Raw genomic sequence first — 19358 nt, forward strand, 5'->3', positions numbered from 1 at the left:
TATCACCCGGGGCAATCCCCGCCGCGAACTCAAGGGTGTCCACGCTACTGGCGCCGAGGTCGCCATTGGAAATAATGTCCTGACCCCAGCCGCGGGCAAAGTAATAGATGTCTGAACCCGCGTCACCGCTCAGTTTGTCGTTACCCACGCCGCCTTCGAGCCAATCGGCGCCATCCCCACCATAAAGGTTATCGATGCCCACGCCGCCTTCGAGGCTGTCGTTACCCGCATCGCCTCGCAGGCTGTCATTACCCTCGCTACCCAGCACACGGTCGTTGCCGTCCTCGGCGAACACCAGGTCGTCACCCAGACCGCCTTCGATCAGGTCATGGCCGGCACGGCCGTAGAGGAGATCGTTACCCTCACCGCCGCTGACCGAGTCATCGGTGGCGTAGCCGACCAGGGTGTCGTTACCCGCTGTCGCTTGCAGGACCAGCCCCTTGACCTGGGCGATGCTCAGCACCGTACCATTGGCGAAGCGGATCTGTTCCAGGTTGTCGTCGCCGACACCGTCGCCACTGAAGTAATTCACGACCTTGACCGTGTCGGTGCTGCCCGTCAGGGAGAGGATCAGGTCTGAACCCGAACGTTTGATACCAATATCGCCCGGGGCAATACCCTCGGCGAACTGGAGGACGTCCACACTGCTGGCCCCGAGGTCTCGGTTGGAAATAATGTCCTGGCCCCAGCCGCGGGCAAAGTAATAGGTATCAGAACCGGCGTCACCGCTCAGGTTGTCATTGCCCACGCCGCCGTCGAGCCAGTCGTTGCCATCCCCACCACCTAGGTTATCGATACCCGCATTACCTTCAAGGGTATCGTTGTCGCTGCCGCCACTGAGGCGATCGTCATTGTCACCACCCAGCAAATGGTCATCGCCCCCGTCGCCATACAGGGTGTCACTACCGGTGGCCCCCAACATCACGTCGTTGTCGTCTCCACCGTTCAGGCGGTCATGACCGTCGCCGCCATCCAGCTGGTCACGTCCACCCGCGCCATTCAGGTAATCGTCACCTGCATTCCCAAGCAAGAAATCGTAGCCCGCCTTGCCTTCCATCCGGGTATTGCCGGCGCCGTCGATCAGCACCTGGGTATCGGGACCAAATGCATCCTTGAGCTTCAGCAGCTGCTCGCCGGACAATTGCGGTAACCAGTCACTCAATAAACCGGCCCATTGCGAGAGACTCGCGTTGTCGCCCACTGTTGAACGAAGATCGACCAAATCGACAATGGCTTTCACCGCGTCGACCTGCTTGAGTGCCGCCAATCGCTCAGTGACAGCTGAGTAATCAAGCTTCATGCCAGACTCATTCAGATCAAAGCGAACTAGATCTCCATAGCCCTTAAGGCGCGTTTGCAGCACCAAGCCTTGGTAGATGGAATTGCGCAGCGCCTCATAGGCCTGATTGATAAAACGTGCCTGATCGGCATCGACTTTAAAAGCCATTTCGCTGAGATAAACACTGGACGGCCCCGCATCCGGAGCCATAACGCCGCCAGCACTGCCAGACCCGGAGGATAATGCCCCGGCTTGGATGCTGTAGTTAACCTTGGTGACCGCCGTACCCTCAGTCTTGACTGCACTGGTGAACTTGAAAAAATCCTGGCCATTAAACACTTCCAGAAATTTTATTTTCTCCAGCAGGGCCTTTTGTTCCAATTTTTCCGCTGTGGGGACCATACCGGTGCTGCTGCCATCGGGGTGGCGCATCTCCCAGGAATAGCAGAAATTGAAATCAAATTTCTCGCTATCCATATCGTTGATACGCTGATCGAACATACGGAAGCTGGAGCTTTGCGCCCACTCCTCGATCATTTTATCGACTTGGGCGTATTGTTCCTGGCGCGTCGACAATTGCGCATATTGGCCAAGCAGGGCTTTCAGCTCGCCATTTAGCATCGCCGCTTCACGCAGGTCGCGCACCGCCCCCGAGCCTCGCATGGTTGGCAGCGCCTGGGCCACGGCATCCAGCGGAATATGATCGGTAAACTCGCGGTAAAAGGGGTTGGACACCAGGTCCAGGTTGGCCGCCAGGCTCTGGTTGGCATTGACCTCGCCTTCGCTGCTATCGGTGCGAAAAAAGTTGCCGAGCGCGCTGATCAAATTACCGTTGGAATTCTGGCTAACCACCGTGGCGGTCAGGTTGATCGCAGCGATATTGTGCTCGGCCAGGGTTTTCAGCTCACCCGCTTGGGCGATACCGTCCTGGTTTTTATCCTGCCAGAGCCGCACCGCGGCAAAGGACGCATCCTGGGCATTGAAGATGCCGTCGGCGTTTTTATCCTGGTCACGCAGGGCATCGAAACCATCAAGGGCTTTCTGCCCGTTGGCCTTGACGGTATCGACCCCGAACAGTTCCTTGCCGGTATCGATACGGCCATTGCCATTACGATCCAACACCAGAAAACCGTCGTCGCCCTTGACCCAGCCGGTGCCGGTCTTGAGGCCGTCACCATCGAAATCAAAGACGATACCGCTATTGGCAGCAACGGTCTCAATTCCATCGCCGTCGAGGTCCAAGGTAAGGGGGTCGGGCTTCGATACCACTTGCTTAGCGTCAGTAAAGCTTACATTAACCTCAGGATTAACCTTCGCATTTAACATATCCTCACGAATTCGGCTCTGGTTTCTATTGGCCCATACAACTGGAATTTTCGACTTCACATAACCATCTATAAAATCCGCCTTATTAAGAAATTTAGTGAGCAAACTTCCTGGCACCAATTCAAGATACTCATCTAATTCTTCCAATGCATCAGCAGCTTCCTGAGTAGAAAGACCTCCTCCACTCATACTTTCATCAGATGTATCATAGGACATCTGCCCACCGTTAGAATTGGTGACCGTTACAATATTACCGTCCCTGCTATAATTCCAGTCACCACTCATCTATATACTCCTTAAAATAATAAATTAAAGCTTGCGATAGCATCATCATAGCAATACGCAAAATTTCCGCCCGACATGCGAAATAATTTAAAACCCCGACCCCGCAAACTCACTACAACAGCATCTTGCCGGACACCTCTACCGCTCCTTCAAACTCTCATCCTTATATTCCTTCAACGGACTGAGGAAATAATCGATGACCTTGCGTTTATCGGTTTTCACCTCGGCGCGCACTGCCATACCCGGGGACAGGGCAATCAAGTTTTCGCCAACCTGGATATGACTTTCCTTAAGCAGGATACGGGTGCTGTAGACCAGGCCGCGTTTTTCGTCTTCGATGGCGTCGTTGGAGATGCTTTGCACGGTGCCGTGGATAATCCCGTACTTGGTAAAGGTAAAGGTCTCGACCTTGATCTCCACTTCCTGTCCGGGGCGGACAAAGCCGATGTCCTTGTTCTCCAGCATGGCCTCCACTTCCACCGGCTGGTCGCTGGGCACTATCACCATCAAGGGCTGGGCCTCGGTGACCACACCGCCGTCGGTGTGTATCGCCAGCTGCTGCACGGTGCCGTCCACCGGCGCGGTGAGCTGGGTCAGGCGGTCGAGTTGCTCGGCCTTTTTCAGTTCCTGGGCCAGGGCGGCGCTGCGTTGTTCGGCCTCGCTCTGCAGGTCGAGCATGGCGCGGCGGGTCTGCGCCAGCACGCCTTCGCGGCGGCGCGCGGCGGCCTTTTGCGCGGCGCTGACTTCCTGCACCCGCGACTGCTGCAGGGCCAGCTCGCGTTCCTGGTCCAGGCGGATCTGCTGCTTTTCCAGGTAGGCGTGCTTGGCCACGAAGTTCTTTTCCAGCAGGCGCTGGTAGTCGGTTTCCAGTTGACGGGTGATCGGCAGGGTAATCTGCAGCGCGCTGACGGTGCCGCGGGCGCTGTGCAGCTCGGCGGCCCGCTGCTCGATCTCGGCGTCCACCTGTTCCAGCTGGCTGCTCAGTTCCAGGTACTGGCCCTGCAGCCAGCGCTGGGCGGCCTGTTGCTGCGCCGGGCTGGCCTCGGGGATCAACGCGGCCAGGGAGGCCGGTGGCTGTTTGCTCTGGATGGCCTCCAGCAACGCCGCGGCGCGGGCCGCGTCGACCTGGGCGGCCAGGCGGTCGTTTTTCAGGCGTTGCACATCGGCGCCGGTGATCTGCCCGTCCAGTTCCACCAGCAGGTCGCCGGCCTTGACCCGCTGGCCGTCCTGCACGTGGATGGCCTTGACCACGGCCACATCGTTGGGCTGGATCACCTTGCTCTTGCCGCTGGGCACGATCTTGCCGCTGGCGGTGGCGACCACGTCGATTTTGCCCAGGCAGGCCCAGAGCAGCGCCAAGGCGGCAAAGGCCATCAGCAGCCACTGGATGATGCGCGGCGCCGGGTGCACCGGTTGGTCCTGCAGGGCCAGGGCGGCGGGCAAAAACTGCACCTCGTGGCGCAGGCGCTTGGGTGCATCCATGCTTTTGCGCCGCTGCCAGGCATGGTTCCAGCTCTGCCGGTAGCGGTTGAGCAGGTCGCGCCGCGCACTGGTTTTTTCGGTGCTCATGGCCGCCCCCGAAGCACGAAGAGGCTGCAACACACGGCCGCGCAATACACTGCAAAAGACAAGTTCATGGCATAAGCCCAACGCATAAAAACATTAAAAGAAAAAAACCAGTCGTGTGATCTTGGCTGCGGCCTACGCAGCGCCACCTTGCTGCAACCGGTGCAGGCGCGAGTAGTGACCGGCCTGGTGGCCGAGCAGTTCGGCGTGGCTGCCCTGCTCGACGATCTGCCCGCGGTCCATGACGATGATGCGGTTGGCGTCGCGTACGGCCGACAGGCGGTGGGCGATGATGATCACCGTGCGGCCCTGGCAGATGCGCTGCATGTTCTGCTGGATCACCCGCTCGGACTCGTAGTCCAGGGCGCTGGTGGCCTCGTCGAAAATCAGGATGCGCGGGTTGCCCATCAGCGCGCGGGCAATGGCCACGCGCTGGCGCTGGCCGCCGGAGAGCGAAGCGCCGTGTTCGCCGACCACGGTGTCGTAGCCCTCCGGTAGCTCGAGGATAAACTCGTGGGCGCCGGCCATCTGCGCGGCGTGCATCACCGCGTCCAGGGGCGCGCCCGGGTCGGCCAGGGCGATGTTCTCGCGGATGCTGCGGTGGAACAGCATATTGTCCTGCAGCACCACGCCTATCTGCCGGCGCAGGGAGGAGACATCGGCCAGGGCCAGGTCCATGCCGTCCACCAGCACGCGGCCGCGCTCGGGGGTGTAGAGCCGCTGCAGCAGGCGGGTCAGGGTGCTCTTGCCGGAGCCGGAGCGGCCGACGATGCCGATCACCTCGCCGGCACCGATGCTCAGGCTGATGCCACGCAACACTTCGGAGCCGTCGGGGCGGTAGCGGAACTGCACCTGGTCGAACTCGATGGCGCCCTTGAGCGGCGGCAGGGCGCTGCGGGTGGCCTGGGACAATTCCGTGCGGGCATTGAGGATATCGCCCAGGCGCTGCACCGAGACGCCGGTCTGCTGGAAGCTGGTCCACAGCTGAGCCAGGCGCATGATCGGCTGGGAGACACGCCCGGCCAGCATATTAAAGGCGATCAGCTGGCCCACCGAGAGGTCGCCGTCGATCACCAGGCGCGCGCCCAACCAGAGGGTCGCCACGGTGACCAGTTTGCCGATCAGGCCGACGCTTTCGTTGGCCAGGGTCGACAGGGTCTGGGTCTTGAAACTGGCGGCCACATAGCCGGCCAACTGGTTGTCCCATTTGCGGGTGATCTGCGGCTCGACCGCCATGGATTTTAGCGTGTCGATTCCGTTGATGGTCTCCACCAGAAACGCCTGGTTTTCCGCACCGCGGCTAAAGCTTTCATTGAGGCGCGCACGCAACAAGGGCGTGATCAGCAGCGAGACGATGAAGTACAGCGGCAGCGACAAAAGCACCACCAGGGTCAACCAACCGCTGTAGACGAACATAACGGCGATAAACACCACCGAGAACAGCACGTCCAGCAGCAGGGTGATGGCGTTGCCAGTGAGAAAGCTGCGGATATTCTCCAGCTCGCGCACCCGCGCCACCGAATCGCCGACCCGCCGCGCCTGGAAATAGGCCAGCGGCAGGGTCACCAGGTGGCGGAACAATCGCGCCCCCAGTTCGACGTCGATGCGGCTGGCGGTGTGGGCGAACACATAGGTGCGCAGGCCCGACAGCGCGGTCTCGAACAGCATGATGCCCAGCAGGCCGACGGCGATCACGTCCAGGGTACTGAGCCCACGGTGCACCAGCACCTTGTCCATCACCACCTGGAAGAACAGTGGCGTCAGCAGCGCGAATATCTGCAGCACCAGGGATACCAGCAGCACTTCGCCCAGCAATTTCCGGTACTTGACGATGGCCGGGATAAACCAGGTGAAATCGAACTTGCTCAGCTCGCCAGCCAGCGAGGCTTCCGAGCGCAGCAGCAGCAACTGGCCGCTCCAGCGCGCCTGCAGCGCATCGCTGCTGAGCACCTCGGGGCGTTGGGTCAGCGGGTCGTGGATCAGCACCTGGCCGTCTTCGTCCAGCCGGGCGATGATAAAAAAACGCCCGTCCTGGCCGACCGCCAGGGCCGGCAGTGGCGTGCGGTCCAGGCGTTCCGCCGTGCTGCGCACGGCCTTGGCCTTGAGCCCCAGTTGCTTGGCGGCCAGCAGCAGTTCCGGCACGGCGAAGGGCCGACCGTCCTCGGCGAACTCGTGGGCCAACTGTTCGGGGGAGGCAGCCAGGTTATGGAAACGCGCCAACATCACCAGGCAAGCAAGGCCGGTGTCGAGCGCAGCCGTGGGCTCGCCCTTGGGCTCTGCACTGCGCTCGGCGTCGCTGGGGGAAAGAGGCTGATCGGTCATGGGGCGTCCCGGCGTACGGCGTCCGTTGCACGCAGAACGGCCTGCCGCGCAGAGGCGGCAACGAGCTGAACTGTTGGCGAAAATCAAAAAAACGAGGGATACAACGGACGACGGAGAGGGCTATCCCTGGCCTGAGCCACCTCGAGGAGGCAGATCAACATCATAATGACATTACACTTTATCGGCAAAGCGGCCTGCACAAAACCGGCGCTACTCCACGGTTATTGTATCGGATCTCCACTCTCCGATAAACGGTGCCACACAGCCCTTGCGGTGGTCCATTGCCCAGTGCGGCGACAGTATAAAAACACCATCATCCCTCCTACGAATCTCGTAGGGCGTACTCGCCAAAGGCAGTACGTCATGGACCCGTGGCGGGCGGGCGCTAAACGGCGCCCCGAGGCCGCCCTAAGGCTTGGCGAGCGCCAGGGACTCCACTGCCATCACGCAGTTGCGGCCGTTGCCCTTGGCCCGGTACAGCTCGCGGTCGGTCAGGGCGATCAGGCTGTCATAACTGTCCCCCGGCTGGGGAATGCAACAACCGGCACCGATGGAGAGGGTCACGAAACCACTGGGGGCCTGGGCATTGACCAACTTCAGTTGCTCGACGCCGTGGCGGCAGCTTTCAGCTACTGCCAAGGCGCCGTCCAGGTCGGTCTGCGGCAAGAGCACGACGAACTCCTCGCCGCCGTAGCGGGCCACCAGGTCACCAGGCCGCTTGAGGTGCTCGGTGAGCACGGCCGCGACCTTCTTCAGGCTGAAATCACCATTAAGGTGGCCGTAGGTGTCGTTGTACAGCTTGAAGTGGTCGATGTCGCAGAACAGCAACGCCAGGTTGTGCTGATGGCGCTGGGCACGCTGCCACTCGTCGTCGAGTGTCTGGTCGAAGCAGCGGCGGTTGGCGATGCCGGTCAGGCCGTCCAGCGCGACCAACTTCTGCAACTGGATATTGGCCTCGGCCAGTTGCCGCTGGCTCTCGCGCAGGAAGGTAAAGGCTTCGTCGCGCTGCAAGCGGTGGATATAGGCCTCAGAATGGTGGCGAATGCGTGCCAGCAATTCGAGCTTGTCCGGCAGCTTGACCAGGTAGTCGTTGGCCCCGACCGCAAAGCCCTGGGCCTTGATGCTGGGGTCGTCCTTGGAGGACAGCACGATGATCGGGATGTCCTTCAAGTCGGGGTGCTGGCGGAAACTGCGGACGGTGTCGAAGCCGTCGATAAAGGGCATCACCAGGTCCTGCAGGATCACCGTGGGTTTGAGCTGCAAGGCCAGGGGAATCGCCGCCGTGGCGTCCAACACATAGTGCAGCTCGATATCGTCCTGATCGGCCAGCAGGCGCCGCACCGCCTCGACAATGATCAACTGGTCGTCGACCAGCAGTACCCGAACCTTGTGCGGGGTCCCGGGATAGGGCTGCAGCAGATCATGATCGGACATCAGGCGGTTACCCTTGCGAATGCGGTCGAGGTACTAGGCTGCCGCGTCACCCTCAATGTCAATGCCAATGTACGTAGCATATTGCCAGATAACCTCGGGTTAAACAGCGGGGGCGTTGCCGCCCGCCTGCAACCATTGGCCGATCGCCAGCGGTGGCAAAATCAGATGGGCCGCGTGCAACTTGATCGCGGCCTGTGGCATGCCATAGACGGCGCAGCTGCTGCGCTCCTGGGCCAGGGTCAACTGCCCGGCCTGGCGCAGCGCCAACAGCCCGGCGGCGCCATCCTGGCCCATGCCGGTCAGCAGCACGCCGATCGCCTTGCCGCGCCAGTGCCGCGCCAGGCTGTGAAAGAACACATCCACCGAGGGCCGGAACGGGTAGTCCAGCGGATGGGGGTCATAGGCGAAACGGCCGTCGGCGGTCAGGACCAAGTGATCCTCGGCCTGGGCCACATGCATGCAACCGGGCCGCGGTGCCGCGCCCGCCTGGGCCAACTCGACCGGCCATTGCACCTGGCTGGCCAGCCAACCGACAAAGCCGTCGACGAAGCGCCGGTCGATATGCTGCACGATCACCACCGCGGTGTCGGGCGCCACCGGCCAGTCCGCCAGCACCTTGACCAGCGCCGACGGCCCGCCGGTGGAGGCGCCGAGCGCCACCAGCAGCTTGGCGTCAGCGGCACTGATGCGAGGTTCGCCAGAGGGCATGGCCCCGTTCGACGGTCGTGCTTGCGCGCGCCGGGTGGCGCCCACCAGGCGCTCGATGGTGGCGATCTTGCGCAACAACGCCCCGCCATCCTGGCCGCCCCCCAGTGCCGGGGTGGCGGTCACATCCACCGCGCCGGCGCCCATGGCGCGGAACACCGCGCCCGTGCTGTCGTCCGGCGTCGCGGTGACGATCAGCACCGCACAGGGTGCCTCCAACATGATCTGCCGCGTCGCCTCGACCCCGTCGAGGATCGGCATATGCAGGTCCATCAGCACCAGGTCCACGGGCTGCTCGCGGCAGCGCACGACCGCTTGCTCGCCGTCGTGGGCCACCCACAACACCTGGTGCTGGCCGTCGTCCACCAGCAAGCGACGCAGCGCCTCGGTGGCGATCAGCAGGTCATTGGCGATTCCGATCTTCATGGGTCACCGATCAGGTCATGCACCGCGTCGATCAGGGCATCGTCGTGGAAACTGCCCTTGGTCAGGTAATAGTCCGCACCGGCCTCCAGGCCACGGGCGCGGTCCTCGGGACGGTCCTTGTAGGAGACGATCATGATCGGCAGCTTGTGCAGGCGCACGTCCTTGCGGATCAACTCCACCAGTTCGATGCCGTTCATGCGCGGCATGTCGACGTCGGTGACCAACAGGTCGAACTCGCCGCTGCGCACCGCGTTCCAGCCATCCATGCCATCGACCGCCACCTCCACGACAAAACCGTTGCTCTGCAACAGCTTGCGTTCCATTTCACGCACCGTCAGCGAATCGTCCACCACCAGCACGCGCTTGGCCTGTCGCGCGCTGCCCTGGCGGCCGCCGCTGACCTGCTGCAGGCGATCCTCGCCCAACAGCTTGTCGATGGCCACCAACAGGTCGGCGACGTCCAGCACCAGCACCGGCGTGCCGTCTTCCAGCACCGCCGCCGAGGCGATATCGCGCAACTTGCCAAAGATACTTTCCAGGGACTTCACCGCCAGGCTTTGCTCGCCCCGCACTGCCTCGACGACCAGGCCAAAGCGCTGCGCGCCCTTGCCGATGACCAGCACCCAGAGCTCATCGTCCGGCTCGGCGCCACTGCCCAGGCCGAGCAATTGCTCGGCGGCGACCAGGCCAATACGGGCCTCGTCCAGCAGGAAGAACTGCTTGCCCTCGAGCAGGTGAATGGCGGTCGCCGGCAGCCGCAACACCTGTTCGATATGGCTGATGGGCAGGGCATAGGCCTCGGCCGCGATGGTCACCACCAGCGACCGGACGATCGAGCGGGTCACCGGCAACACCAGGGTGGTGCGAAAGCCCTGACCGGGAAAGGACTCCAGCAAGACCCGGCCCTCGAGCAGGCGCAAGGTATCGGCCACGACATCCAGGCCGACGCCGCGGCCCGACAGTTCGCTGGTGGTGGTCTTCAGGCTGAAGGCCGGCAGCAGCAGAAACTCCAGCAACTCGGCCTGGTCCAGCTCATCGACATGGGCCTGGGCCAGGTGACGCTCCCTGACCACCTGGCGGATGCGTTCAGGGTCCACGCCGCGGCCATCGTCGCTGAGCTGGATATGCAGTTGGCCGGCCACATGCCGGGCCTCCAGCCGGACCGAACCGACCGCCGGCTTGCCCGCGGCCAGGCGGATTTCGGGCTCCTCGATCCCGTGGTCGACGGCGTTGCGCAACAGGTGATTGAGCGGCGCCTCCAGGCGCGCAAGGACTTCGCGATCGATGCGCGTGTCCAGGCCCTCCACTTCCAGGCGCGCCTCCTTACCCAGGCCGCGGGCCAGGTCGCGCACCAGTCGCGGAAACGCCTGGGCCGCGTCGCGAAACGGCCGCATGCGCACCGCCAGCACCTCGTCGAGCATGCCCTGGCTGGCGGCCAGCAAGCGCCGCTCAAAGCGCTCCAGGTCATCGAGCTGTTCGCCGAACTGCTGGTTGAGCTGGGCGAAAAGCTGCTCCTGCTCGCTGCCGAGGGCCAACCCGGCACACCACTGCTGCTGGGCCATTTTCAAGCCTTGCAGGGTGCCGAGCAGCGGTTGCAGGCTATGGCCGATGACCCGGGTCTCGCTGGCCAAGGCGAGGATCTGGTCGAAATTTTGCGCCCCCACCTTGAAGGCTTCGGCCACCGGCGCCTCGAGGCTGGCGAGGCCCCCACGGGACGTCGCTGGCGCAGGTGTCAACGCGGTCTGCGGCAGCGGCGCTACCACCGCCTGGGGCTCGGCGAGCGCGGCGGCCACCGCGGCCAGCGCCGCGGCTTGCTCACGTAACCAGTGCGCGCTCTGGGCTTCGTCCACCGCGGCGACACGGCCGATAAGGTCGACGCCAACCAGCAACTGGTCGATGTGCTGCTTGGTCAAGCGCAGCTGCCCGTTCTGGGCCGCCACCAGGCAGTCCTCCATCGCATGGGCCAGACCGATGATGGGCTCGAGGTTGACGATGCGCGCCGCGCCCTTGATCGAATGGGCGGCGCGCATCAGCGGCTCGATCACGCCCAGGTCGTCCAGGTCGTGGTCCAGCGCCAACAGGCCCTGGTTCAGCACCTGGGCATTGCTCTGCGCCTCGCTGCGAAACAGGTCGAACAGCGACATGGCGCTGTAATCGGGCAGCGGCGGCTCGCTCACAGCAAGGCCTCCTGCATCATCTGCTCAAGCCGGTCGGCGACCAATACGCCCACCTGGCGCCCTTCGATGTCCAGCACCGCCCACAGGAAGGGCCGCAACTGACCACTGACCGTGCTCGGTGCATCGTGCAACTCGGCGCGGGCGTAACGTTGCAGGCCCATGACTTCGTCGACGGCGAAGGCGTAGGTCTGGTGGCCCAGGGTCACCAGCAAGTGACGGGCGAAGCCACGCGCGCCGCTGGTCAGCGGCGCCGCCTCGGCCACGGCGATGCCCAACAGCGTTTCCAGGGCGATACAGGGATACAGCTGGCCGCGGATGCAGACGATGCCGAGCAACCCCGGCCCGCCGCGATGGGGCAGCCGGTGCGGGATACCCGGATCCGCCGCGCCAACGAACAGCCGGGCCGGCAACGCCAACCACTCCGCCCCCAGGCGAAACACCAGGGCTGCCTGGTCGCGCACCACGCCGTCCGCCAACGGCTCGGCATAGTGGCGCGCCCAGTCCTCGCGGGCATTGGCCGGGATGGCTTGCTGCAGCAGGCTGTCAGTGGGGGTCGCAGTCATGACCATGCTCCACGGCGTTGTGCAGCCGCACGCGACGCACCACCCAAAACGGCCTTCACGGTTGACTCTCCCGACGTTTCAGCACCCGCCCGGCACGCTGGCGCAGCCGCGCGGCTTCCTCGGCGTTGCCCTGTTGCTCGACCAGCAGCGCCAGGTGGCACAAGGCATCGTAGTGCCCGGGTTCGAAATAGATGGCCCGCCGCAGGTGCCGCTCGGCGATGCGCGGGTCCTGCGGCTCGCAGACCAGGGCCAGCAGAAAATGCCCCTGGGCCGTGCTCGGCTGCTCACTGAGCAGCTGTTGCAGCAACGCCTGCGCCTGTGCCAGCTGACCGCTGTCGGCCAGGCGCCGGGCCTGCACTAACAGCGTGTCGACGCCAACCGGCAGCTCCGCAGCAAGGGCTGCGAGCGCGTCCACCTTGGGCAGGCTGGCAGCGCCTGACCGCGCAGGACGTTCAGCAGCCACCTCGCGGGTGCGCCGCGGGCGAGGGCTACCGACACGCGGTGGCTTGGCCGCGCGCGGCTCCCGCGGGCCCGGGTCTGTGTGTGCGTCGACCGCGCGCGCCTTGAGCATGGCGGCGGCGCCGGCCACGCCGGCACTGACGAAGCCGTGGCGCCCGCAGCTGGCCATTTCCGCCATACCGGTGAACAGCAGGCCATCGTCGGCCAGCAGGTGATCGAGGGTGGCGATCGCCTGCGCCTGGGTCGGTTCATCGAAATAGATCAGCAGGTTGCGGCAGAACAGAATGTCGTACTGGCCACGGCGCTCGGCCTGGTTGAGTTGCAGGATATTGCCCTGGGCGAACTCGACCCGCTCGCGGACCCGTGGCTGCAGCGCCTCCAGGCCTTCATCGCGGGCGTCGAAATAACGCCGGCGAAACGCCTGTGCCTGACCGCGGAAAGCGTTGCGTCCATACAGGCCCTGACGGGCCTTGGCCAGGTTGGGCGGACTGATGTCCAGGCCCTCGATCTGGAACGCCTGGGGCGCCAGGCCGACATCGAGCAGCGCCATTGCCAGGCTGTAGGGCTCCTCGCCACTGGAACAGGGCAGGCTCATCAGGCGGACACGACGACCCGTGGCCTGGTGCCGCTGCAAGGCGCACTGCGCGGCATGGGCAAAGGCGGCCGGGTCGCGAAAGAACCAGGTCTCGGGGATCACCACCAGATCGATCAGGCGCGCCAGCTCGAGGTCGTCGCTGAGCAGGCGCTCGACATAGTGGCGCTCGTCGTGGTCATCCAGCGCCAGGCAGCGCTGGCGCAAGGCGCGTTCGACTATGTTGTGCGCCATGTCCAGGCCACTGACCTGACGCAGTCGATCGAGCACGCGCGGGTCCATCAGGGCACCGCCTGACGTTGGAACAGCAGGTCGCAGACGGCCGCTGGCAGCAGCTGCGCCACCTCGACCAGTTGCAGGATACCCTCGCCGCTACTGACCACTTGGCCCAGGTGCGGCACCTGCGGCAGGTCCACCCCCGAGGGTCGCACGTGACGGGCGTCGATTCGCGCCGTACCCGTCACCCCTTCGGCGATCAGCCCCAACAGGTGCGCAGCTCCCTCGCTGCCAGGGTAGTCCACCAGCACGATGCGCGTGTCCAACCGCTCGCGGGAGGCCTGGCCGCCGTTCAGGGCACGCAGGTCGACCAGCGGCACAGCCTGACCGTGGTAGTTGATCAGGCCGGCGATAAAGGCCGGCGCACCCGGGATGGCCGTCGTGGCCAGCAGCGGCAGGACCTGGACGACCTGCTGGGTCGGCAGGGCAAAGCGGTCCGCGCCCAGGTGGAAAATCAGTACCTGCATAAGATCAGGCGTTCACGGAGAAGGTCGACACGCTGCTTTGCAGGTCCTGGGCGGCCTGCTGCAGCACCAGCACCGCTTCGCTGGTGGCCTTGAGTGCTTCGCTGGTCTGCTGGGCACTGTCGTTCAGCTGCATGATGGTCTCGGCGATCTGCCCCGCTCCCACGGCCTGGGCCTGCATGCCCTCGAGGGCGATCTCGATGCGCGAGGGCAGCTTCTGCACCTCCTCGATCACATCGGCGAGCTGGTCGCTGACGGTCGCGACCTCACCGACGCTGCGGCGGATTTCCTCGGAAAATTTGTCCATGCCCATGACACTGGCCGAAACGGCCGAGTGCATGTCCTTGAGCATCTGCTCGATGTCCCAGGTGGCGACCGAGGTCTGGTCGGACAGGCGGCGGATTTCGGTGGCCACCACGGAGAATCCGCGCCCCGCCTCGCCGGCTTTTTCCGCCTCGATCGCCGCGTTCAGCGACAACAGGTTGGTCTGGTCAGCCACCTTGGTGATGGTGGTAAGCACCTTGTTGATATTGCTGGCCTTCTCCGACAGCGCGGCCAATTTGTCGTTGATCGAGTCGGTGGCGAGCACCATGCGTTGCATGGTCTGGTCCATGCGGCCAAGGTTACTGCGGGCCTGCTCGGCACTGCCGGTGGTCTCGTCGGCCACCTGCACCACTTCCTCCATGGTTTTGACCAGGGCCTGGGCGTTGGCGGAGATCTCCTTGGTGGTGCTCAGCACCTCGACGCTGGTCTGCGCCTGCTCGATGCTGGTGGCTTCCTGCTGACGCGAAGAGGCGGCGATCTCGGTGGTCGATGAGGTCACCGCGATACCGGCGCGCTGGACCTTGAGCAACATCGCCCGCAGGTCCACCAGCATCCGCTGCAGGCCACTGCCGAGCTGGCCCACGGCGTCCTCGCCGTGCACGCTGATGGTACCGGTCAGGTCCCCGGCGGCGGCCCGCGAGACCACCGCCAGCAAGGCATCGACGTTGCTGCGCAGCAGGTCGGTGGCCGCCTGCTCCCGGGCCTGGTTGTCCTGGATGGCCTGAGCCATGCGGTTGAACTCTTCGGTGACCAGGCCCAGCTCGTCACGGTTAAGCACTTCGGCACGGGCGCCCGCCTCGCCGGCCGCGATGCGCGACACGCTGTCGGTAAGGGCATTGATCGGCCGCAAAATGGCCCGCGACAACAGCGTGGCGATCACCGCGGCCAGGACGATGCAGGCCAGCCCACCGAAAGTCAGCACTAGCACCAGGTTCTTGCGCAGGGCCTCGGTGCGCTCGGCGCGCTCCTGCTGCAACTGGCTTTCCACACCGCTGAATTCATGCAACAGGGTCCGGATCGCCATCAGGGCGGTGCCGCCCTGGCGTATCAGCGGTTCCTGGGTGAGCACCTCGGCCGACAGTCCACCGGCCATCCGCTTGTCCATCAACGGCACTACCACGCTGCGTTTCCAAACATCGGTCAGCTCGTAGAGTCTGGCCAGACGGGCCACTTGCGCGGGGTTGTCCGCCACCAGCTGCCGCAGGTGCTGATGGTCCTGTTCCAGATCGCGCAGTTGCTCCTGCAAGGAATCGACCGCGCTGGCGTCGCCGGTGTACCAGTAGGTACGCACGCTATTGCGGGTTTCCAGGAGCGTCTCATCGAGCGCCGCTTCGCCCAGCAACACGTCGGAGGTGTGGCGGTCCCAGGCATTGGCCTCGGTCAGCTGGTTCAGGTTGTCATGGGCGATCAGGAGCAGGAGAACCAGCAACACGATGATGGCGGCGAAGCCGGCATACAGTTTGTGCTGAATGCGGATATTGCTGAGCATAAATCAGGCGCCCGTGTGCTGAGTAAGGGGGCCGCCGCGCACCGCGTCGGCATTGCAAGGCTGCGTTCCCTCGACGGCCAGACCGGCGCCCGCTCCAGGGCGCGCCTGGAGACAGGATAGCCTTGATCGTCGTCGTTACGCAGCGCTGTCTTGCCAGGGGCGTGAAAAATCCCGTCGCGCAACTGCCCTTGGCAGGCCGGGCCCAAGCGGACGGGGTCGCCGTCGGCGTCAGATCGCCGCGCGCAGCACCTCCGGCAGCGCCTCGCCACGTTCGGCGCACGCGGCGACCGCACCAATCAGCGGGTCCAGGTCGAAACCCTGGGCCTGCAGCCAGGCGGGATCGTAATAGGTGGTGGCATAACGCTCACCGCCGTCACAGAGAATGGCCACCACCGAACCCGACTCACCCGCCGCCACCATGCCCTCGGCCACCAACAGGGCGCCGATCAGGTTGGTACCGCTGGAGCCGCCGACCCGCCGACCCAGGCGTCGGGCCAGGTAGTGCATGGCCGCCAGTGACAGCGCATCCGGCACCTTGCACATGGCGTCGATCACGCTTGGCAAAAAGGATGCCTCGACCCGTGGCCGCCCGATGCCTTCGATGCGCGAGCCGCACTCCAGACGCAAGCTCGCGTCGCCGCTGCGGTAGTAATCGAAGAATACCGAACGCTCCGCATCGGCGCACAGCACCCGGGTGGCATGCTGGCTGTAGCGCACATAACGGCCGAGGGTCGCCAGGGTACCGCCGGTACCAGGGCTGGAGACCAGCCAGCTCGGCTCGGGATGCCGTTCGAAGCGCAGTTGCTGGAAAATCGACTCGGCAATGTTGTTGTTCGCCCGCCAGTCGGTCGCGCGCTCGGCGTAGGTGAACTGGTCCATGAAATGCCCGCCACCCTCACGGGCCAGGCGCTCGGACTCGGCGTAGATCTGGGTGGGGTCCTGCACCAGGTGGCACTGCCCGCCGTAGAAGGTGATCTGGGCGATCTTCTCCGGCGACGTGCTGGCAGGCATCACGGCGATAAAGGGCACGCCCAGCAACCGCGCGAAATAGGCCTCGGAGATCGCCGTCGAGCCGCTGGAGGCTTCGATCACCGGCTTGCCGGGTTTCAGCCAGCCGTTGCACAGGGCGTAGAGGAACAGCGAGCGCGCCAGGCGATGTTTGAGGCTGCCGGTGGGGTGGCTGGACTCGTCCTTGAAATACAGCTCCACCCCGGGCTGACCGGGCAATGCCAGGGGAATCAGGTGGGTATCGGCACTGCGTTGGAAATCCGCTTCGATGATGCGGATCGCCTCGCGAGCCCACTGTCTGTTGTCGCTCATGCTGTTTTCCTTAGTCGAGAATACCGACCGGCACCACCGGGGTGTTGCGCCACTGGCTCAACCCCACCCCGAGGAACACCAGCCCGGCGGCCAGCAGCTGCTGGCCATTGAGGCGCTCGCCCAGCAACAGCACGGCGAACACCAGAGTAAATACCGGCACCAGGTTGATAAAGGCCGAGGCCTGACTGGCCGGCATCCGGCTGACGGAGAAGTTGTAGAGACCGTAGGCGCCGACCGTGACCACCACGCCCAGGTAGGCCACCGCGCCCAGGCCGAACAGGCTGACCTGGGTCGGCAGCGGCGCACTGAGCGCCGCCAGCGGCAGGAAAAACAGCGCGCCGATAAACGCCAGCAGGGCCGTGAGGAAAAACGCCGAATACCGCGCCGACAGGCGCTTGAGCAGCAGCGTGTAGCCGGTCGCGCAGAGCATCGCGAGAAACTCGTAGAAATTGCCCAGCAGCGGCGACGGCGCATGCCGGTCGGGCTCACCGGCCAGGCCCAGCCAGACGGCGCCGAGCACCGCGATCACAAAACCCGCCAGGGTGGTGCGGGTGGTACGTTCGCCCATCAGCACAAAGGCCCCGACCGCCACCAGCAGGGGCAACAGGGCGGTGATCATGCCGGCCTGGGCGGCGCTGGTGTGCTGCAGCGCCAGGGCCTCGAACACGAAGTACAGGCACGGTTCGCACGCCGCCAGGCCCAGCAGGTATTTCCAGTCGCCCGCGCGGTATTCCACTCGCCCACGCCAGCGCCACGCCAGCAGAAACACCAGGCTGCCGAAGGCCATGCGGCCAAAGATCACCCACAAGGGTGGCAGCTCGGCGAACGCCCATTTCAACGCGATAAAGGAGCTGCCCCACAGGGCCATGGCCAGTACCAGGCACCCGAGTGCCAGGGTTCGCCCTTGTTGATGCGCCACTGCCACCTCCGGTTCGATGGCGCCAGTATAGGAACCCCGACGAGGCACGCCCAGCTACAGTGACCCCTGGATAGTCCCGCCAACTGTTACGGCAGGGGCGTACCGCCCCATCCACTTATAACTAAAAAGAATATAATTTTTATTTTATGTCGGTGCGGCTGCGGTTAGGGTGGTGAGCTGCCCACCTCGATCCGGAGCCCTTCTTTTGTCCCCGAGCAACGCCCTGACCCGTTTTTTTCAGCTGGAAGCCGCCAGCGGCTTGCTGTTGATCCTGGCCGCCGTACTGGCGCTGATCATCAACAACTCGCCCCTGGACTACCTGTACAACGCCCTGCTCGAGACCCCGGTGGTGGCCCAGGTCGGCGCGCTGAAGATCGCCAAGCCCTTGCTGCTATGGATCAACGATGGGCTGATGGCGGTGTTCTTTCTGATCATTGGTCTGGAGGTCAAACGGGAGGTGCTCGAGGGCCAGCTCCAGCAGCCGGCGCAGATCGTCCTGCCGGGCGCCGCCGCCATCGGCGGCATGCTGGTGCCGGCGCTGGTCTACTGGGCACTGAATGCCAACAACCCGGGCGCGCTGGGGGGCTGGGCGATCCCCATGGCCACCGACATCGCCTTCGCCCTCGGGGTCCTGGCGCTGCTGGGCAAGCGCGTGCCGGCCTCGCTCAAGCTGTTCCTGATGACCCTGGCCATTATCGATGACCTGGGCGCGATCATCGTCATTGCGCTGTTCTACTCCACCGAACTGTCGACCCTGTCCTTGAGCATGGCGAGCCTTTTCCTCGCCACGTTGATCCTGATGAATCGCCTGGGCGTGAGCAAGCTGGCGCCCTATCTGTTGATCGGCCTGTGCCTGTGGGTCTGCGTGCTGAAAAGTGGCGTGCATGCGACCCTGGCGGGCGTCGCGCTGGCCTTCACCATCCCGCTGCGACCCCGCGACGGTGCGCCCTCCCCAGCCCTGGCGCTGGAACATGTGCTGCACCCCTGGGTGGCGTTCGGCATCCTGCCGCTGTTCGCCTTCGCCAATGCCGGGGTTCCGCTCAAGGGCATGACCCTGGACAGCTTTGTGCACCCGGTGCCGTTGGGGATCGCCGCGGGCCTGCTGCTGGGCAAGACGGTCGGGGTGTTCGGCCTGACCTGGCTGGCGGTGAAAAGCAAGCTGGCGAAATTGCCGCTGGGGGCCAACTGGGGTCAGGTGCTGGGCGTAGCCATCCTCTGCGGCATCGGTTTCACCATGAGCCTGTTCGTCGGCTCGCTGGCCTTCGTACCGGGCAGCAGTGAATTCGCCGGCATGGACCGCGTGGGCATCCTCACCGGCTCGTTGCTGGCTGCGGTGATCGGCTATGCCGTCACCGCCTTTTTCAGCCGTGGCCGCACCGCGCAGCCATGACCAGGGCACCCGGTGCCCGGCGCGTGCTTGTCAGTGGGCGAC

At 64.4% G+C, this 19358-nt stretch carries 13 protein-coding genes; 1 reads left to right on the top strand and 12 read right to left on the bottom strand.

Translation table 11 applies throughout. The features are described from left to right. The 12 genes from ABWY06_RS25765 to ABWY06_RS25820 form a co-directional block, all read right to left on the bottom strand. A partial coding sequence (locus tag ABWY06_RS25765; RefSeq protein ID WP_353928432.1) for a calcium-binding protein occupies positions 1 to 2890 on the bottom strand: 2890 nt, incomplete at its 3' end. Between the two features lie 138 nt (positions 2891 to 3028). After that, positions 3029 to 4459: an HlyD family type I secretion periplasmic adaptor subunit gene (locus ABWY06_RS25770; RefSeq protein ID WP_353928433.1), complete on the bottom strand. Its 1431-nt coding sequence runs from the start codon at positions 4457 to 4459 to the stop codon at positions 3029 to 3031. A 132-nt stretch (positions 4460 to 4591) separates the two neighbouring features. Next, entirely contained in the window at positions 4592 to 6778 is a 2187-nt protein-coding gene (locus ABWY06_RS25775; protein ID WP_353928434.1) for a type I secretion system permease/ATPase, read from the bottom strand. Between the two features lie 408 nt (positions 6779 to 7186). After that, positions 7187 to 8212 carry a diguanylate cyclase gene (locus tag ABWY06_RS25780; RefSeq protein ID WP_353928435.1) on the bottom strand — a complete coding sequence of 342 codons (1026 nt, stop codon included), beginning with the start codon at positions 8210 to 8212 and terminating at the stop codon, positions 7187 to 7189. Between the two features lie 99 nt (positions 8213 to 8311). Beyond that, on the bottom strand, positions 8312 to 9343 hold the full coding sequence (gene cheB, locus ABWY06_RS25785; protein ID WP_353928436.1) for a chemotaxis-specific protein-glutamate methyltransferase CheB: 1032 nt from the start codon (positions 9341 to 9343) through the stop codon (positions 8312 to 8314). Further along, entirely contained in the window at positions 9340 to 11520 is a 2181-nt protein-coding gene (locus ABWY06_RS25790; protein ID WP_502948258.1) for a hybrid sensor histidine kinase/response regulator, read from the bottom strand. Before ABWY06_RS25790 ends, cheB begins: the two co-directional genes overlap by 4 nt. Next, positions 11517 to 12083 (bottom strand): chemotaxis protein CheW, encoded by a 567-nt coding sequence (locus ABWY06_RS25795; RefSeq protein WP_353928437.1) that lies wholly within the window; start codon positions 12081 to 12083, stop codon positions 11517 to 11519. The genes ABWY06_RS25790 and ABWY06_RS25795 overlap by 4 nt, the downstream gene beginning before the upstream one ends. Before the next feature lie 55 nt (positions 12084 to 12138). Beyond that, positions 12139 to 13416, bottom strand: a complete 1278-nt coding sequence (locus ABWY06_RS25800; RefSeq protein WP_353928438.1) for a CheR family methyltransferase — start codon at positions 13414 to 13416, stop codon at positions 12139 to 12141. Continuing rightward, positions 13416 to 13877, bottom strand: coding sequence for a chemotaxis protein CheW (locus tag ABWY06_RS25805; RefSeq protein WP_353928439.1), 462 nt, complete (start codon positions 13875 to 13877; stop codon positions 13416 to 13418). Before ABWY06_RS25805 ends, ABWY06_RS25800 begins: the two co-directional genes overlap by 1 nt. A 4-nt stretch (positions 13878 to 13881) precedes the next feature. Next, the gene (locus ABWY06_RS25810) at positions 13882 to 15687 is read right to left on the bottom strand and encodes a methyl-accepting chemotaxis protein (protein ID WP_353928440.1); all 1806 of its coding nucleotides are present in this window, start codon (positions 15685 to 15687) and stop codon (positions 13882 to 13884) included. A 228-nt stretch (positions 15688 to 15915) separates the two neighbouring features. After that, positions 15916 to 17007 (bottom strand): PLP-dependent cysteine synthase family protein, encoded by a 1092-nt coding sequence (locus ABWY06_RS25815; RefSeq protein WP_353928441.1) that lies wholly within the window; start codon positions 17005 to 17007, stop codon positions 15916 to 15918. A 10-nt stretch (positions 17008 to 17017) separates the two neighbouring features. Continuing rightward, positions 17018 to 17926, bottom strand: coding sequence for a DMT family transporter (locus tag ABWY06_RS25820; RefSeq protein ID WP_502948259.1), 909 nt, complete (start codon positions 17924 to 17926; stop codon positions 17018 to 17020). A 205-nt stretch (positions 17927 to 18131) separates the two neighbouring features. Here ABWY06_RS25820 and nhaA point away from each other — a divergent pair, with 205 nt between their 5' ends. Continuing rightward, positions 18132 to 19316, top strand: a complete 1185-nt coding sequence (nhaA, locus tag ABWY06_RS25825; RefSeq protein ID WP_353928442.1) for a Na+/H+ antiporter NhaA — start codon at positions 18132 to 18134, stop codon at positions 19314 to 19316. Positions 19317 to 19358: the final 42 nt, after the last annotated feature.

The organism is Pseudomonas sp., from assembly GCF_040514055.1.
Lineage (GTDB): Bacteria > Pseudomonadota > Gammaproteobacteria > Pseudomonadales > Pseudomonadaceae > Aquipseudomonas.

Coding starts and splice junctions, on each gene's coding strand:
- ABWY06_RS25770 (WP_353928433.1), bottom strand. CDS start 4,459: ATGAGCACCGAAAAAACCAGTGCGCGGCGCGACCTGCTCAACCGCTAC.
- ABWY06_RS25775 (WP_353928434.1), bottom strand. CDS start 6,778: ATGACCGATCAGCCTCTTTCCCCCAGCGACGCCGAGCGCAGTGCAGAG.
- ABWY06_RS25780 (WP_353928435.1), bottom strand. CDS start 8,212: ATGTCCGATCATGATCTGCTGCAGCCCTATCCCGGGACCCCGCACAAG.
- cheB (WP_353928436.1), bottom strand. CDS start 9,343: ATGAAGATCGGAATCGCCAATGACCTGCTGATCGCCACCGAGGCGCTG.
- ABWY06_RS25795 (WP_353928437.1), bottom strand. CDS start 12,083: ATGACTGCGACCCCCACTGACAGCCTGCTGCAGCAAGCCATCCCGGCC.
- ABWY06_RS25800 (WP_353928438.1), bottom strand. CDS start 13,416: ATGGACCCGCGCGTGCTCGATCGACTGCGTCAGGTCAGTGGCCTGGAC.
- ABWY06_RS25805 (WP_353928439.1), bottom strand. CDS start 13,877: ATGCAGGTACTGATTTTCCACCTGGGCGCGGACCGCTTTGCCCTGCCG.
- ABWY06_RS25810 (WP_353928440.1), bottom strand. CDS start 15,687: ATGCTCAGCAATATCCGCATTCAGCACAAACTGTATGCCGGCTTCGCC.
- ABWY06_RS25815 (WP_353928441.1), bottom strand. CDS start 17,007: ATGAGCGACAACAGACAGTGGGCTCGCGAGGCGATCCGCATCATCGAA.